13 protein-coding genes are annotated in these 15,782 nt (G+C 74.3%); 4 read left to right on the top strand and 9 right to left on the bottom strand.

Annotated elements, in window-relative coordinates; all coding sequences use genetic code 11:
• Positions 1-3: 3 nt before the first annotated feature.
• From ACFC1T_RS28950 to ACFC1T_RS28925, 6 genes are all read right to left on the bottom strand, one after another.
• Positions 4-1,167, bottom strand: coding sequence for an NtaA/DmoA family FMN-dependent monooxygenase (locus ACFC1T_RS28950; RefSeq protein WP_375893158.1), 1,164 nt, complete (start codon positions 1,165-1,167; stop codon positions 4-6).
• Positions 1,164-2,849, bottom strand: coding sequence for a dipeptide ABC transporter ATP-binding protein (locus tag ACFC1T_RS28945; RefSeq protein ID WP_375893157.1), 1,686 nt, complete (start codon positions 2,847-2,849; stop codon positions 1,164-1,166). The genes ACFC1T_RS28950 and ACFC1T_RS28945 overlap by 4 nt, the downstream gene beginning before the upstream one ends.
• The gene (locus ACFC1T_RS28940) at positions 2,846-3,664 is read right to left on the bottom strand and encodes an ABC transporter permease (RefSeq protein ID WP_375893155.1); all 819 of its coding nucleotides are present in this window, start codon (positions 3,662-3,664) and stop codon (positions 2,846-2,848) included. The genes ACFC1T_RS28945 and ACFC1T_RS28940 overlap by 4 nt, the downstream gene beginning before the upstream one ends.
• 12 nt (positions 3,665-3,676) lie before the next feature.
• Complete coding sequence (locus ACFC1T_RS28935) at positions 3,677-4,654, bottom strand: ABC transporter permease (protein ID WP_375893153.1); 978 nt, start codon at positions 4,652-4,654, stop codon at positions 3,677-3,679.
• A complete protein-coding gene (locus ACFC1T_RS28930) occupies positions 4,651-6,381 on the bottom strand; it encodes an ABC transporter substrate-binding protein (protein WP_375893152.1) in 1,731 nt (576 codons plus the stop codon). The genes ACFC1T_RS28935 and ACFC1T_RS28930 overlap by 4 nt, the downstream gene beginning before the upstream one ends.
• An 85-nt stretch (positions 6,382-6,466) precedes the next feature.
• A complete protein-coding gene (locus ACFC1T_RS28925) occupies positions 6,467-6,601 on the bottom strand; it encodes a hypothetical protein (protein ID WP_375893150.1) in 135 nt (44 codons plus the stop codon).
• A gap of 263 nt (positions 6,602-6,864) precedes the next feature.
• On the opposite strand from ACFC1T_RS28925, the gene ACFC1T_RS28920 reads away from it, so the two are divergent.
• From ACFC1T_RS28920 to ACFC1T_RS28905, 4 genes are all read left to right on the top strand, one after another.
• Positions 6,865-7,527 (top strand): TetR/AcrR family transcriptional regulator C-terminal domain-containing protein, encoded by a 663-nt coding sequence (locus tag ACFC1T_RS28920; RefSeq protein ID WP_375893149.1) that lies wholly within the window; start codon positions 6,865-6,867, stop codon positions 7,525-7,527.
• Between the two features lie 135 nt (positions 7,528-7,662).
• Positions 7,663-8,337, top strand: coding sequence for a cutinase family protein (locus ACFC1T_RS28915; RefSeq protein ID WP_375893148.1), 675 nt, complete (start codon positions 7,663-7,665; stop codon positions 8,335-8,337).
• 263 nt (positions 8,338-8,600) lie between these two features.
• Positions 8,601-11,042, top strand: a complete 2,442-nt coding sequence (locus ACFC1T_RS28910; protein WP_375893146.1) for a penicillin acylase family protein — start codon at positions 8,601-8,603, stop codon at positions 11,040-11,042.
• Between the two features lie 52 nt (positions 11,043-11,094).
• A complete protein-coding gene (locus ACFC1T_RS28905) occupies positions 11,095-12,219 on the top strand; it encodes an alpha/beta hydrolase (protein WP_375893144.1) in 1,125 nt (374 codons plus the stop codon).
• Positions 12,220-12,325: 106 nt separating this feature from the next.
• Here the strand turns inward: ACFC1T_RS28905 and ACFC1T_RS28900 are convergent, their stop codons facing one another.
• The 3 genes from ACFC1T_RS28900 to ACFC1T_RS28890 form a co-directional block, all read right to left on the bottom strand.
• Positions 12,326-13,387 carry a BTAD domain-containing putative transcriptional regulator gene (locus tag ACFC1T_RS28900; RefSeq protein ID WP_375893142.1) on the bottom strand — a complete coding sequence of 354 codons (1,062 nt, stop codon included), beginning with the start codon at positions 13,385-13,387 and terminating at the stop codon, positions 12,326-12,328.
• A 130-nt stretch (positions 13,388-13,517) separates the two neighbouring features.
• Positions 13,518-14,879 carry a serine/threonine-protein kinase gene (locus ACFC1T_RS28895; RefSeq protein WP_375893141.1) on the bottom strand — a complete coding sequence of 454 codons (1,362 nt, stop codon included), beginning with the start codon at positions 14,877-14,879 and terminating at the stop codon, positions 13,518-13,520.
• 14 nt (positions 14,880-14,893) lie between these two features.
• Positions 14,894-15,667 carry a serine/threonine protein kinase gene (locus ACFC1T_RS28890; RefSeq protein WP_375893139.1) on the bottom strand — a complete coding sequence of 258 codons (774 nt, stop codon included), beginning with the start codon at positions 15,665-15,667 and terminating at the stop codon, positions 14,894-14,896.
• Between the last annotated feature and the right edge of the window lie 115 nt (positions 15,668-15,782).

The raw sequence follows: 15,782 nt of genomic DNA, 5'->3' as shown, positions 1-15,782 counted from the left end.
TGGTCACACGCCGGCCGGGGCGGGGGTCGGGTACGGGTGCGGCAGTCCGTAGTGCTCGCGCAGCGTGGCGCCCCGGTAGGAGGAGCGGTAGACGCCGCGCTTCTGCAGGATCGGCACCACCAGGTCGACGAAGGCCGGCAGCCCGTCGGCGAAGACGTCCGGCATCAGGGTGAAGCCGTCCGCGGCGCCCGAGACGAACCACTCCTCGGCGACGTCGGCGACCTGCTCGGGCGTGCCGATCGCCTCGATGTGCGCCCCGCGCCAGGGGGCGTGGCCGGCCAGCTCGTCCAGCCGGCGCAGCCGGGCCAGCGCCTCGCGCCGGCTGTCGGCGACGGTGGTCATCAGCCCGGGCAGGATCTTGACCGACCGGGGGTCGCGGCCGTGCCGTTCGGCCCGGGCGCGGACGTCGGCGGCGTAGGCGTGCGCGACGTCCGGGGTCTTGGCCCCGGAGAACACCAGGTCGGCCGTCCGCCCGGCCAGTTCGCGCCCCGGCTCGGAGGCGCCCGCCTGCACCACCAGCGGGTGGCCCTGGGCGGAGGGCGGCAGCGGCAGCGGCCCGCGGACGCTGAAGTGCTCGCCCTGGTGGGAGATCGGCCGCAGCCGCCCCGGGTCGGTGAACCGCCCGGTGCGCACGTCCGCGACCAGCGCCTCCGGCTCCCAGCTGCGCCACAGCGCCTTGACGATGTCCACGAACTCCTCGGCGCGCGCGTACCGGTCGGTGCGCGGGGCCAGGCCGCTGCCGCCGAAGTTGGCCGCCACCTGCGGGATGTAGGTGGTGACGGCGTTCCAGCCGGCCCGCCCGCCGCTGAGCACGTCCAGCGACTTGAACCGGCGGGCGATGTTGTAGGGCTCGTTGGAGGTGGTGGAGGCGGTGGCGATCAGTCCGATCCGGGAGGTGGCGGCGGCGATCGCGGTGAGGATCAGTGTCGGCTCGTGGTAGTACGCGCCGTGCGGGCTGGTCTGGATGTCGGCGAAGACCCCGGGGGTGTCGGAGAGGAAGACCGCGTCCATCAGCCCGCGTTCGGCGGTCCGGGCGGCGTCCACCCAGGTCTCCACCCGGGCGAAGCCGTACGGGTCGGAGCCGGGTTCGCGCCAGGCGGCGGGGTGCACGCCCATGGCGCCGCCGACCATGTGCAGGTTGAGGTGGAGCTCGCGTTCGGTGCTCATCGGGCCTTCCCGGGGTTCGGGCCGTCCAGGTGGGGGACGGCGTCCAGCAGTTGGCGGGTGTAGGGGTGGCGCGGCGCGGTCAGGACCTCGGCGACGTCCCCGGACTCGACGACCTCGCCGTCCTTCATCACCAGCACCTCGTCGGCGACGTGGCGCACCACGCCGAGGTCGTGCGAGACGAACACGTAGGCCACGCCGAGTTCGGCCCGCAGCTCGGCCAGCAGGTCGAGGACCTGGGCCTGGACGGAGACGTCCAGCGCCGCCACCGGCTCGTCGAGCACGACGATCCGCGGGCGCGGTGCCAGCGCCCGGGCGATCGCGACCCGTTGGCGCTGCCCGCCGGACAGTTCGCGCGGACGGCGGTGCAGCAGTTCCGGGCCCAGCCCGACCTGGGCCATCAGCTCGGCGACCCGGCCGGCCCGGGCCCGCCGGGGCACCCCGGTGGCGGCCAGCGGCTCGGCGATGATCCGGGCGACGGGGTAGCGCGGGTCGAAGCTGCTGAGCGGGTCCTGGTGGACGACCTGGATCCGCCGGTGCAGGGCGCGCCGCCGGGCGCCGCGCAGGCCCTGCCAGGACTGCCCGTCCACCTCGACGCTCCCGGTGTCCGGCGCGGCCAGGCCCAGCAGCAGGCGCCCGGTGGTGCTCTTGCCGGAACCGGACTCGCCGACGATGCCGAGCGTGCGGCCCTCCCGCAGGGTCAGCGAGACGTCCCGGACGGCGGCCACCGGGGCGTGCCCCGGGGCGGCGAAGGACTTGCCGAGGCCCTCGGCGCGCAGCACCACCCGCTCCCCGGTGCGCGGCCGGGGCAGTTCGGCGCCCGCCCGCGGCCCGGACAGCCGGGTGCCGCGCGCCCCCGGCCGGGGCACGGCCGCCAGCAGCCGCCGGGTGTACGGGTGCCGGGGCTCGGCCAGCACCTCGGCGGTGGGGCCCTGTTCGACCACCTCGCCGTCCTTCATCACCAGCACCCGGTCGGCGACCCGCGCCACCACCGCCAGGTCGTGGCTGATCAGCAGCAGCGCCCGGCCGGCCCGGCGCCGCTCGGCGAGCAGTTCCAGGATCTGCGCCTGGACGGTGACGTCCAGGGCGGTGGTGGGCTCGTCGGCGATCAGCAGCGCCGGGTCGGCGGCGAGCGCGGAGGCGATCAGGGCGCGCTGGCGCAGCCCGCCGGACAGCTGGTGCGGGAACTGCCGGGCCCGCAGCCGCGGTTCGGGCACCCCTGCCTCGGCGAGCAGCGCCAGGACCCGCGCGGGCACCTCGGCGCGCGGCACGGTGCGGTGGGCGCGCAGCGCCTCGGCGATCTCGTCGCCGACCCGGCGCAGCGGGTCGAGCGAGACCAGCGCGTCCTGGAGCACGAAGCCGATCCGGCGTCCGCGCAGCGGCCGCCACTGCCGGTCGGTCAGCGCGCCCGCGTCGCGCCCGTCGATCCGGAACACCTCGGCGGTGGTGCGCGCCCCCGGCCCGGTCAGCCCGACCAGGGCGCGCGCGGTGACGCTCTTGCCGGAGCCGGACTCGCCGACCAGGGCGACGCTCTCGCCGGCGCCGACGGTCAGCGACAGGCCGCGTACGGCGGTGACCGGGCCGCGCCGGCCGGGGAAGGCGACGTGGAGGCCGCGCACCTCGACCACCGGCGGCGCGGGCTCGGTCCGCGGGTGCGCGGACTCGGACCGGGTCTCGGTGCTCATCGCGCCACCCGCCCCTCGGCCCGGTCCTGGAGCCACTGCCCGACGGCCGAGACGGCCAGCACCGTGAGGGTGATCGCCGCCCCGGGGAAGACCGCCGTCCACCAGGCGACCTGGACGTAGTCGCCGCTGCCCGCCAGCATCGCGCCCCACTCGGCGGTGGGCGGCTGCGGGCCCAGCCCGAGGAAGCTGAGCGCCGAGCCGGTGACGATCATGCCGCCGACGCCGACGGTGGCCAGCGCCAGCAGCGGCCCGACGGCGTTCGGCACGACGTGCCGCAGGACCACCTGGAGCCGCGACCAGCCGAGCACGGTGGCCGCCTCGACGTAGCCGGTGCCGCGCACCCGCAGCACCTCGGCGCGCACCAGCCGGGCGTACCCGGGCAGGGTGACCAGGGCGAGCCCGGCCACCAGGTTCCCGGTGCCGGTGCCCAGCACCGCGACGACCAGCAGCACCAGCAGCACGCCCGGGACGGACAGCAGCACGTCCAGCAGCCGGCCGGCGATCCGGTCGACGGTCCGCCCGCCCTGGGCGGCCAGCACGCCCACCAGGGTGCCGGCCGCCAGCGCCAGGGCGGAGGCGGCCAGGCCGATCAGCAGCGAGGGCCGGGCGCCGTGCACGACGCGGGAGTAGACGTCGCGTCCGTTCTCGTCGGTGCCCATCCAGTGGGCGGACCCGGGCGGCAGCAGGGTGTCGGCGGGGTTGGCGGCGTCCGGCCCGGCGCCGCCGAACAGGCCCGGCGCGAGTGCGGCCAGCAGCAGGAGGGCGCAGACCGCGAGCCCCAGTGCGAGGCCGGGGCGGATGCGGGGGATGACCACGGGGTTTCCTCCTCAGCTCTCGCTGGTGCGCAGCCGCGGGTCGACCAGCCGGTAGGACAGGTCGACGGCGGTGTTGACGACGGTGTAGACCAGCCCCGCGACCAGCACGATGCCGATGACCAGCGGCAGGTCCTTGTTGCGGACGGCGGTGACGGCGAGCGTGCCCAGCCCCTGCCGGGAGAAGACCGACTCGACCACCACCGCGCCGCCGATCAGCGAGCCGGTCAGCCAGCCGACCAGGGTGGTGACCGGCAGCAGGCCGTGCTGCAGCGCGTGCCGCAGCCGGACGGCCGCCTCGCCGAGGCCCCGGGCCCGGGCGGTGGTGACGAAGGGTTCGTCCAGGGTCCGTTCCAGGCTGCGGCGCAGCACCCGGGTGATCACGGCGGCGGGCCCGGCGGCCAGCGCCAGGGCGGGCAGCACGAGCCCGTCCAGCCCCGGCGCGCCCAGCGCGGGGAACCAGCGCAGCCGGAAGGAGAACAGGGCGAGCAGCAGGGTGCCGAGCCAGAACGCGGGCACGGCCACGCCCAGGCCCTCCAGCAGGGCGACGGGGGTGCGCACCCAGCGGGGCCGGCCGGCCGTCAGCAGGGCCGCCGGGACGGCCAGCGCGACGGTCACCAGCACGGTGGCGCCCAGCAGTTGGAGGGTCGGGCCGAGCTGCTGGCCGATCGCGGTGCGCACCGGCAGGTGCAGCACGTAGGAGTCGCCGAGGTCGCCGCGCAGCACATGGCCGAGGAAGGTCAGGTACTGCACCGGCAGTGGCCGGTCGAGCCCGTACTCCCGGGTGATCTCCTCGCGCAGCCCGTCGCCGGTGCCGCGCAGGCCGGTGAGCAGGTCGACCGGGTCGCCGGAGGTGAGGTGCAGGGCGAGGAAGGCGAGCGTCACCGCGCCCCAGAGCACCAGGACGGCGCTGCCGAGCCGGCGCAGGGCGGCGCCGCCGAGGCGGTTCAGCGCGGCGCCGCCGGGGCGGCGGTCCGCCACGGCGCCGGTCACCGGGCGAGCCAGGCGTCGGCGAAGTTCGGGAAGCTCTGCTGCTCGAAGACGACGCCCCGCACCCGGGCGGAGGTGCCCAGCACGTAGGCGTTGCTGAACACCGGCAGGATCGCCGCGTCCTGGCTCACCTTCTGCTGGACGGCGGCGTAGAGGGTCTTCTGCCGCTGCACGTCGGTGGTCGCGAGCGCGTCGGCGAGCTGGGCGTCGACCTGGTCGTCGTGGTAGCGGGCGGCGTTGTTGTCGATCTTGGCGGTGGGGATGTGGGCGCTGCCGAAGACCAGCCGCAGCGCGTCCGGGGAGGAGTTGTTGGCGCTGCTGTTGAGCAGGTCGTAGTCCCCGGCCAGGACGCGCTTGACGTACGTGCCGGTGTCCAGGTTCTGGTTGCGGATCTCGATCCCGAGGTCCTTCGCGGCGGCCTGGATCTGGGTGGCCAGGGCGGTGTACTGGCCGAAGTACTCGCCGATGTACAGGAAGTCCAGGCTCAGCCGCTTCCCGTCCCTGGTGCGGTAGCCCTCGCCGTCGCGCGCCGTCCAGCCGGCCTCGTCCAGCAGCTTCCCGGCGGCCGCCGCGTCGTACCGGTACTGGTCGGCGACGCCCGCCGCGTACTGCGGGGTGGACGGGGAGAGCGGTCCGGTGGCGGCCGGGAAGACGCCGAAGTAGAGCTTCTGGACGATCAGGTGCCAGTCGATGCCGTTGCGCAGTGCGCGGCGCAGCCGGACGTCGGCGAGCGGGCCCTTCTCGGTGTTGGGGTTCAGGCTCCACGGCACGCCGGGGGAGACGGCGCTCTGCACGGTGAACTTCGGGTCGGCCTTGAGCTTGGCGACGTTGACCGGGGCGATCGCGGCGGCGGCGTCGGCCTGACCGCTGGTCAGCGCGCCCTGGCGGGAGGAGCTGTCGGGGACGATCCGTACGGTGAGCCGGTCCAGGTGGGCGGCGCCCCGGTTGGCGGCGCCCTCGGGGGCCCAGGCGTAGTCGGCGCGGCGCTGGTAGGTGATGCCCTGCTGCGGGGTGAACCCCTCGGCGCTGGTGAAGGGGCCGGTGCCGACGATCTTCGAGCAGAGCGCCTTGGGGTCGCCGGCCAGGGTGGCGGGCGACTCGATGCCGAGGCTCGGGGAGGCCAGGCCGGTGAGGAACGAGGAGGCGGGCGCGGCGAGGGCGACCTCCACGGTCTGCGGGTCGACCACCCTGGCCGAGCGGTAGTTCTCGATCAGCTGGGCGGCGCCGGCGGACTTGGTGGCGGGGGCGACCACGTGGTCCAGGTTGGCCTTCACGGCGGCGGCGTCGAAGGCGGTGCCGTCGCTGAAGGTGACGCCGGTGCGCAGGGTGAAGGTGTAGGTCTTCTGGTCCTCGGAGATCTTCCAGGACTTCGCCAGCCAGGGCTGGACGGTGCCGCTGTCGTCCTGCCACACCAGGGAGTCCAGCGCGGCCCGGGAGAACAGGGCGTCGGCCTGGCCCTGGTGCGGGTCGAGGCAGGTCGGGCCGTAGGGGACGGCGAGGGTGAGGGTGCCGCCGGCCACCGGCCGGTCGCCGCCGGCGGCGTCGGCGCCGCCCGGGGTGGTCGCGGAGCCGGCGCAGGCGGCGGTCAGCGGGAGCACGGTGAGGGCGGCGACGAGGCCGAGTCTGGAGCGGAACCCCCTGCTGTGCAGGGCGGTTCGGTGCCGGGTCCCGGTCCTGGCGGCGGCGGTCCTGGCGGCGGCGGGGGCGAGGGTGTCGGGGTGCGGTCGCATGGCGGGGCTTCTCTCCGAGGCGCGGACGGCGGCGGGGCCGCCGGGGACGGGTCGGGGTCGCCGCGAGGGCCGTCGCGCCGGCCGGTCAGTGGCTGCCGGGCCGCGCGGGGGCACAACGCGGCCGGGTACAGAGCGCGCTGTCGGTACGGGAGAGGTCGATCGCCCGGCGGGTGGCGGCGAGCAGCGGGCGCATGCCCGGCAGGCCACGCGTGGCGGACACCCCGTACTCCTAGGAGACCGGCTCCGGAACCGGAGCGCCGATGAATGGTCAGTTCTCGCCCAGGGACTGGCGCGAAACGATTCCCACTGACCCGGGTAGTTAATCAGACTGAACTGGGTTGTTCAATTGCCGTCCGCTCCATGGGAGGCGGCACCCGAGATGGCATCCGCCCCAGCAAGGCACCCGGTGCCCAGCCTCCCCTGAAACTGAACTCATGAGTTCAGATCCGATTTAGCAAGCAGCTGTGCGCTACTGTGAGGAACGTGAACGAACGTGAACTCCCGGGTACGGGCCGTGGCCGGATCGACAAGCGCAGCGCCATCCTGGACGCCGCGGTCAAGGTGTTCACGCGCGAGGGCTACGCCCAGGCGGGCATCGACGCCATCGCCGCGGCGGCCGGAGTGGCCAAGCCGACGCTCTACAACCACTTCGGGGACAAGGAGAACCTCTTCCGGGTGGTGATGCGGGACGGCGCCGAACGCACCGCCAACCGCATCGTCGCCGCCCTCGCCAGCCTCCCCGACGACGGACAGGACCTCGCGGCCGAACTGGAACGGGTGGCCCACCGCGTGGTCGAGTGCCAGCTCAGCGACGAGGGCTGGGCCCTGCAACGGCTGCTCTACGCCGAGGCCTCCCGGCTGCCCGACCTCTACGACCAGGTCGTGGCCCGCGGCTCCCAGCCCGTCCAGGACGTCCTGGCCGGCCGCCTCTCCAGCCTGGCCAACCGCGGCCACCTGGACCTCGACGACCCGGCCGTGGCGGCGGCCCAGTTCATCGCCCTGGTCTCCGGCAACCTCCCCGGCCTCTCCGCCCTCGGCACCCGGCCCGTCGCCCCCGCGGACCTCGCCACCGCCGTCCGCACCGGCGTCGACACCTTCCTGCGCGCCTTCGGCACCCCGCGCCGCCGTCCGGCCCGCCGCTCCTGACCGGCGGCGGTGCCCCCCGGACGATCGGCTTCATCGCTCTGTCATCGCCCGCTGCGATGGTCCTCCGGTGACCTGGGCCCACCACGCGCCGCAACGGAGCGGGCGGGCGGGCCGACCTCGTGGGGAGGAAACGCCATGCAAGCACGAAAGATCGCCGCCGCGTCCGCCGGGCTCCTGCTGACGGTGGGGCTGACGGCGGCCCAAGGCGCCACGGCACAGGCGGCGACCACGCGCGTGGCCGCCCCGTGCGAGGGCACCTACACGATCGTCGTCGGGGGCACCGGCAGCTCCTGGAACAACGACGGCTTCTACGGCAACATCCAGCAGCACGTCGGCTACCCGACCCAGATCCCCAACGGGGCGAGCACCCGGGCGGGCGTCAACGAGCTGAACCGGCTGGTCCGCGACCAGCGCGCGGCCTGTCCCGACCAGCACGTCAAGATGGCCGGGTACTCGCTGGGCGCCGGCGTGGTGCACGTGTGGGTGACCGAGAACTGGCAGACCTTCGGCAACGTCAACGCCATCCTGGTCGCCGACCCCAAGCGCCAGGGCCCGCCCGGGGCCAACGGCGGGGCCGTGCCGTTCGGCGGCATCATCGGCGCCCCGCTGGCGGGGGCCGACCGGTTCTTCGGCAACGTGCCGGTCAAGACGATCTGCCACTGGGACTACGTCTGCGACGAGTCCGCCGGCATCTGGACCTACCCGAACAACCACGTCAAGAACTACCCCGAAGACTTCAACATGGACCACCACAACGACGGCGCCAACGAGCAGTGGTACAACGGCGCCTGGTACCCGGCGAGCTGGTAGCCGCCCGTACCGCCCGTAGCCGCCGGGCCCGCAACCGGCCCCCTCACCACCTGTCAGTGCCCGGGCGCCGCCCGGCCGCCGGCAGGTGGTGAGTCGTCTGCGGGGGGCGGTGGCGGGGGCCTGCGTCATCGGTCTGTCATCGCCCCTCCCTAGCGTGGCCGCGTACGGACAAAACCCTCGGATGACAGGGAAGGGACGGCCCGATGGCGCGGAGGGGACTCACAGCGAGGCTGCCGGTGGCGGTCTTGGCCGCGGTGGCACTGATGGGCACGACGGTGGCCGCGGGAGCACCGGCCGCCGGACCGGCCGCCGGACCGGCGGCCACCGCCGGCGCACCGGACAAACCGACGATCCGCTACACCGAGTACGGCATCCCGCACATCATCGCCGCCGACCTGGCCGGGCTGGGGGAGGGCTACGGGTACGCCGCCGCCAAGGACAACATCTGCACCCTGGCCGACACCTACCTGATGGTCAACGCCCAGCGCTCCCGCTACCTGGGCCCGAACGGCAAGGCCAGCCCCGGCCAGAACCAGAACGTCACCACCAACCTCAACAGCGACCTCTACTTCCAGCGGATCAACGACAACCGGGTGGTGGAGGGGCTGATCGACCAGCCCGCGCCCAGGGGCCCGGAGCCGGAGGTCAAGGAGGCCATCCGCGGCTACGTCCAGGGCTACAACCGGTACCTGGCCGAGACCGGGGTCGGCAACATCACCGACCCGGCCTGCCGCGGCGCCGCCTGGGTGCGGCCGATCACCGAACTGGACGTCTACCGGCACGCCCACGCCGAGATCATCATGGGCAGCGCCGACCCGCTGGTGGACGGCGAGGTCAACGCCGCACCCCCGGGCGCCTCGGTCGCCGCCCAGCCCGGTGCCGCCCAGCCGGCCGCAGCCGCGCCGCAGCTCTCGCCGGAGGAGACCGGCAACCGGATCCGCGAGGCGATGGCCGCCGCCCGGCAGCAGGGCAGCATGGGCAGCAACGCCCTGGCGGTGGGCGCCCAGGGGGTGTCCGGGGGCACCAGCATGCTGCTGGCCAACCCGCACTTCCCCTGGCAGGGCAAGAACCGGATGTGGCAGGCCCAACTGACCATCCCGGGCCGTTTCAACGTCTCCGGGGCCAGCCTGCTCGGCCTGCCCGCCGTGAACATCGGGCACAACGACGACGTCGCCTGGAGCCACACCGTCGCCACGGTGGCCCCGTTCGGCCTGTTCGACGTCCAGGTGGACCCGTTGCATCCCACCAACTACCTGGTGGACGGCGTCTGGACGCCGATGACCTCGCAGCAGGTCGGGGTCGACGTGCTGAACCCGGACGGCTCCGTCGGCCGGGTCACCAGGACCCTCTGGGCCACCCGCTACGGCCCGATCACCACCTCGGTCCAGGGCATCCCGCTGCCCTGGGTCGTGAGCGCGCACGCGGTGCGGGACGCCAACATGGACAACCTGCGGGCGCTGAACACCTGGTTCCACCTCGACCAGGCCAAGGACGTCAACGAGGTGGTGAACGTCCTGGAGACCACCGAGGGCGTCCCCTTCTTCAACACCGTCGCCTCGGACCGCAAGGGCAACGCGCTCTACGCGGACATCCAGGCCACCCCGAACATCACCGACGCCCACGCGCAGTCCTGCCTCACCCTGACCGGCCAGATCCTGTTCAACCAGTCGCTGCGGCAGCCCAACGTGCCACCGGTGTCGATCTTCGACGGCAAACGCAGCGAGTGCGACTGGCCGAACGACTCGAACGCCGTCGCGCCGGGGCTGATGGACCCGCACCGGCAACCGCGGCTGATCCGCTCCGACTTCGTGGGCAACGCCAACGACAGCGCCTGGCTGGCCAACCCCGAGCAGCCGCTGTCCTTCCCCCGGGTGATGGGCGACAGCGCGGCACCCCGGACGCTGCGCACCCAGCAGCTGATCCTCACCGCCCAGAACCGGATCAACGGCACCGACGGCCTGCCGGGCCGGGGCTTCACCCCGGAGACCATGCGGCAACTGCTGTTCTCCGACCACAGCAGGGCGGCCGACCTGGCCCTCAACGCCACCGTGAGCGCCTGCCAGGGCGCGCCGTTCGGGCTCGTGCTGGTGGACGGCAACCTGGTCAACATCAGCGAGGCGTGTCCGATCCTGGCCGCCTGGAACCACGACTTCACGCCGGACAGCCGGGGTTCCTGGCTGTTCGAGAACGTCTGGTTCCTCCTGGGCGGCGGGCAGGCGATCGAGAAGCTGCCCTGGCGGGTGCCCTTCGACCCCAAGGACCCGGTGCACACGCCCAATTCGCTGGACGCCGGCAACGACGTCGTCCGCAACTCGGTCGCCCGGGCCGTGCTCTCCCTGCGCAACGCCGGCATCGCGCTGGACGCGCGGCTGTCGGAGGTCCAGAAGGTCACCCGCAACGGCGAGCAGATCCCGGTCCCCGGCGCGATCCACGAAACGGGCGTGCTGAACGTGGTCACGCCCGGCACGGTCGACGGCAAGTTCGACATCACCTTCGGTTCCAGCTTCATCCAGGAGACCCGGTTCACCGCCGACGGGCCGCCGCAGGCCTCCTCGGTGCTGGCCTACTCCCAGTCCGCCAACCCGAACTCGCCGCACTACGCCGACCAGACCAAGCTGTTCTCGACCGGCCAGTGGGCGCCCGAGCGCTACACCGAGGAGCAGATCGCGGCCTCACCGGCCCTGGAGGTCAAGGTCCTTGACTGAGCCCCCGGCCGAGACCGCGCCGCACCCGACCACGCCCACGAGGGGGACCACCATGACGAGGACACCGCACCGCCGGCGAAGGCTGGTGGCCCTGCTGGCCGCCGTCGCCGGCATCCTCGGGACGGCCACCACGGCCGCTCCGGCCGCTCCTGCCCAGGCCGCCGCTCCGGCCCGGGCCACCGCCGCCGTCGGTACCGGGCAACCGCCGCGGATGACGGACGGGTACGGCCTGACCCAGGTCGACACGAGCGTGGGCGGCCCCACCAACTTCTACCTCACTGTCACCACCCCCGAGGTCACCGGCAAGCACCACATCAAGATCATCCTGCCGAGCGGCTACGGCGACGACCCGACCCGGCGCTACCCGGTGCTGTACTTCCTGCACGGTTCGCCCGACGACCCGATCCAGCAGAACTACCCGGCCCTGACCACGTCCAACGCGATGATCACCGTCATCCCGGACGGCGGCGCCCGCGGCTGGTACGCGAACTGGTTCAACCAGAACACCCAGCTCGGCGCCCAGAACTGGGAGAACTTCCACCTCAACCAGGTGATCCCGTTCATCGACGCCAACCTGCGCACCGTCGCCACCAAGAAGGGCCGCGCCGTCGCCGGGGTCTCCATGGGCGGGTTCGGCGCCCTCCACTACGCCCAGGACCGCCCCGACCTGTTCAGCCAGACCGCGTCCCTGTCCGGGGACATCGACCTGTCGGCCGACTCCATGGACCTGCGACTGGCCGTCGTCGCCTCCCTCATCGACGCCCAGGGCGCGCTCTGCGGCTCGGCCACCGGGTCCTGCGGCGACCCGAACAACGACCCCTACAAGCCGGGCGTGGACAGCGACGCCCTGTTCGGCACCCCCTACCCGGTGTTCAACGCGGACTGGCGGTGGAACGCGGCCGACCCCTCCCAGCACATGGACCGGCTCGCCGGCGTCGGGGTCTCCATCTACGTCGGCAACGGACACGGTTCGCCCACCTACCTGGAGTTCTGGCTCGAAGGCGCGTCCAAGCACGTCAAGGAGCACATGGACGCCTTGGGCATGCCCTACTACTACGTCGACTACGGCGACGGCTCCGCCTGGGGGAGCCAGTGCAACGGCGGCCACAACGCCTACTGCTGGGAACAGGACCTCCGGGACCTGATCCCCCGGCTGGAGCGGGCCTTCGCCTCCTGAGCCTTCCTGACCGTGCCGGCCGTGCCGGCCGTGCCGGGTAGTCCGGCTACGGGCCCCACCGGGAACCTCCCCGGTGGGGCCTCGCCGTACCGGACGTCGGGCGGGCTCAGGCCCCGCGCAGGATCAGCCGCTGCGTCCGCCGCAGCACCGGGCTCGGCGGGACCCCCAGCTCGTCGGCGAGCCTGCGCCGGGTGCGGTCGAACACGGCCAGCGCGTCCGCCTGGCGCCCGCCGCGGAACAGCGCACCCATCAGCATCGCCGCCACCGGCTCGTTCAGCGGGTGCTCCCCGGACAGCGCCATCAGCTCCGCGATCGCCCCGGCGTACTGCCCCAGCCGGAGCCGCCACTCCGAACGCCGCTGGGCGACGGTGATCCGGCGCTCGGTCAGCCGCAGCCGCTCCAGTTCGGCGAGCGGGCCCGGCAGCCCGGCCAGCGGCTCCCCGCGGAACAGGTCCAGCGCCCGGGAACAGAGCCGGACCGCCTCCGACAGGTCGCCCGCCCGGTGGGCCGCCCCGGCGGCGGTGACCAGCTCCTCCATCCGGGCCAGGTCCACCTCGGTCGCCCCGGCGACCAGGCGGTAGCCGTACCGGTCGTGCTCGATCACCGAGTCCGGACAGTCCCCGAGGCGCAGGGCCTTGCGCAGCCGGTACACATGGACCGGCACCACATTGGTGACCGGCGGCTCCGACCCCCACACGCCGTCCAGCAGCTCCTGCTGGCTGACGGTCCGTCCCCGGTGCAGCGCCAGCGCCGCCAGCACGGCCTGCTGACGCAGGTGCCCCAGGTCCAGGTCCCTCCCGCCGTGCTGCGCCCGGAGCGGGCCGAGCACCGAGATCCGCACCTTCGCGGCGGCCGTCCGGACCGTGGCGCCGCGGGGCACCGACGCCGACCCGGGTGCCGAAGCGGACCCCGACCCCGGCGTACGGGGGCCGCGGCCGGGCGCCACCAGTCCGCAGTCGAAGGCGTGCACGATGGCGGCGGCCCGGTCGCGCAGCCCGAGCTTCCCGAGGACCCGCGCCAGGGCTCCGGCCACCGCCTCCTCGGTGACGGCGAGGGCGGCCGCGATCTCGTCGTCTCTCAGACCGCAGCCGACCGCCCGGAGCACCGCGCGCTCCTGGTCCCCGAGTTCGGCGCTGCTCGGCCGGGTGGTGGTGGCGGTCGTCGACATCGCTGCTCCCTGCACTCCGCGCCGCCCGGTCCGGCCGGCGCCGTCGACAAGGTAGTGGCGGCCCCGCCGGGCCCGGAATCCGGAACGATCCGGAGTGGCACGCGGGACGCCCCCCGGTGCGCCGCGGCGCTCAGGGGCAGTCGACGAGGGCCGGGCGGTCCTTGGTGCGGACGGCCGGGAGCCAGGCGGCGGCGGTGTCGGGGAGGTGGACCCGGTACCAGAGGGTGGAGGTGCGGTCCTCCTCGTCCACGATGGGCAGGCCGGTGGTGAGCCGGCAGTCGGCGTCGAGGGTGTCGCCGTGCCAGACCCGGGTGGGCACCACGTTGTCGGCCGTGTACGGGCGGTGCGGGTCGACGGCCAGGCCCAGGCTGCACGCGGGGTCGCGGTCGGCGCGGTCCTGGCAGCTGCGCTCGGCGTTGAAGACCCGGATCCGGCCCGGGTGCCCGGGCGACTCGGCGCGCGGCCAGAGCGCCGCGGCGGAACCGGCGGCCGTCGCGGCGGCGACCAGCGCGAGCAGGGCCAGGCGCAGCCGCGGGCGGCTGCGGCGGCGCGGCCGCCGTCCGGACCGGTGGTCACGGATCCGGGCCAGCAGGCTCTCCGCGGTGTGCGGGGCGCGGGCGGCGTGGCTCGGGGCGAGGCAGTCGGCGGCCAGCTCGCGCCAGAACGGCGGGACGTCGGAGGCCAGGCGCAGCGCGGCGCGGCCCTCGGCGTACTGCTGGGCGGCGGCGCTGCGCGCGGTCGGGGTGGCGCCGGGGAAGGGCGGGACGCCCGCGGCGAACACCTCGTGGATCACGATGCCCAGCGCCCAGATGTCGGCGGTGGTCCGGATCTTGACGCCCTGCTCGCCGAGCGGCTCCTTCCACCGCTCCGGCGGGAGGTAGTCGGGGGTGCCCATCGGGGCGCAGTGGCCGTGGGTGCCGGTGAGTTCGATGGCGAGGCCGAAGTCGGAGAGGCGGACCTCGCCGTCCCGGCCGATCAGGACGTTCTCGGGCTTGAGGTCGGTGTGCACCCAGCCGGAGCGGTGCAGGTGGGCCAGGCCCTCGCAGATGCCGGCCACGATCCGGCCGCCCCGGTCCTCGTCGACGCCGGTGGCGAGCAGTTCGCGCAGGGTGCACTGGGCGCGCTCCATGACCAGGACGATCGCGCCGTCCAGCGCGGGGTGGTCGGGAGCGGCCAGGGTGAGGGTGTCGAGCAGCGGGACCAGCCGGGGGTGCGGCGCCGTCCGGGCCAACTCGACCTCGCGGCGGGCGGCTTCGGCAACGCTGCGGGCCTGGCGGGGGGCGAGCCCGGCGGTCGGCAGCACCTTGAGTGCGACCGTGCCGTCCGCGTCCCCTCCGTCCCCTCCCTCGTTGCCGCCCGTCCCGCTCCGGCGCGCGGCGTAGACGGTCGCCCAGCCGCCCTCGCCGATGAGCCCCGTCACGGTCCACCCGCCGACCCGGTGGCCGGGTGGCAGCAGGTCCTCACCGTCCCCGCAGAAGGCCGGATCGTGCATGCTCGCTGCCCTCCCTACCGTTCCCTGCCGTCCGGGCCCGGCGCCTCGGGGCGCGGCAGCAGCGCGAGGTGCTCCTCGCGGACGATGCCGAACTTCAACGCCAGCCCGACGACGGCCTCGCGCTTGCCGCTGCGGCGGTCCGGGCGCCCCGCGCCGTCGGGCAGCTCGACGCGGAGCTTCTCGTCGGCGAGGTAGTCGAGGTGGGAGCTGACCGCGCGCGCGGTGAGCCGGGCGCAGGCGGGGTGGCTGCGCAGCCGCGCGACCACCTGGGGGGTGGTGGGCACGGCGGCGGGGGAGAGGTCGCGCAGCCACGGCTCGCAGAGCGCGACCAGCACCAGGAAGTAGGTGGCCGTCTCGTCCAGCGAGTACGCCGTCATGGTGCGGCTCTCCCAGGAGCCGCCGCGGGCGTGCGGGTCGAGGTAGACGTGGTCGGGCGCGAACACCTGGAAGGACAGCGGGGTTTCGCGCCGCGAGGGCAGCACCACCCGGGCGAACTCGAAGGGGATCGGCGCGCCGATCCGGCGCGGCGGCACCCGGAGGTACTCGCCGGCGCCCTCCGGGTTCTCCACCAGGTAGGCGTGGGTGTTGCTGAGGTTGCTCAACTGCCAGTGGTCGTCCGTCGCGTGGATCTCCCCGGCCAGCCGGGACACCGACTCGTCGCCGAGCCGGAGCTCCACCGGCGTACCGGCCGAGCCCCGCCCGAAGCGCGCCCGCTCCCCGGGCCCGAGCCGCAGCGTCACCGCTTCGTCGCCGTTCCCCTCCGGCAGGTGGACGAGAATCCCACTCACCGTTCCCCCGTCCCGCGCACTGCTGTCCTGTGCCGCACCCCGACCGTTGCCCTGACGGACGGAACGTTACCTCCTTGAGCATGACAATAAACAGAATGGTGGTGCAGGCCACGTG

Source organism: Kitasatospora sp. NPDC056076 (genome assembly GCF_042266305.1).
In the GTDB taxonomy this organism is placed as follows: domain Bacteria; phylum Actinomycetota; class Actinomycetes; order Streptomycetales; family Streptomycetaceae; genus Kitasatospora.
The sequence above is the reverse complement of the archived record's forward strand: the minus strand, read 5'-3'. Positions and strand labels throughout refer to the sequence as shown.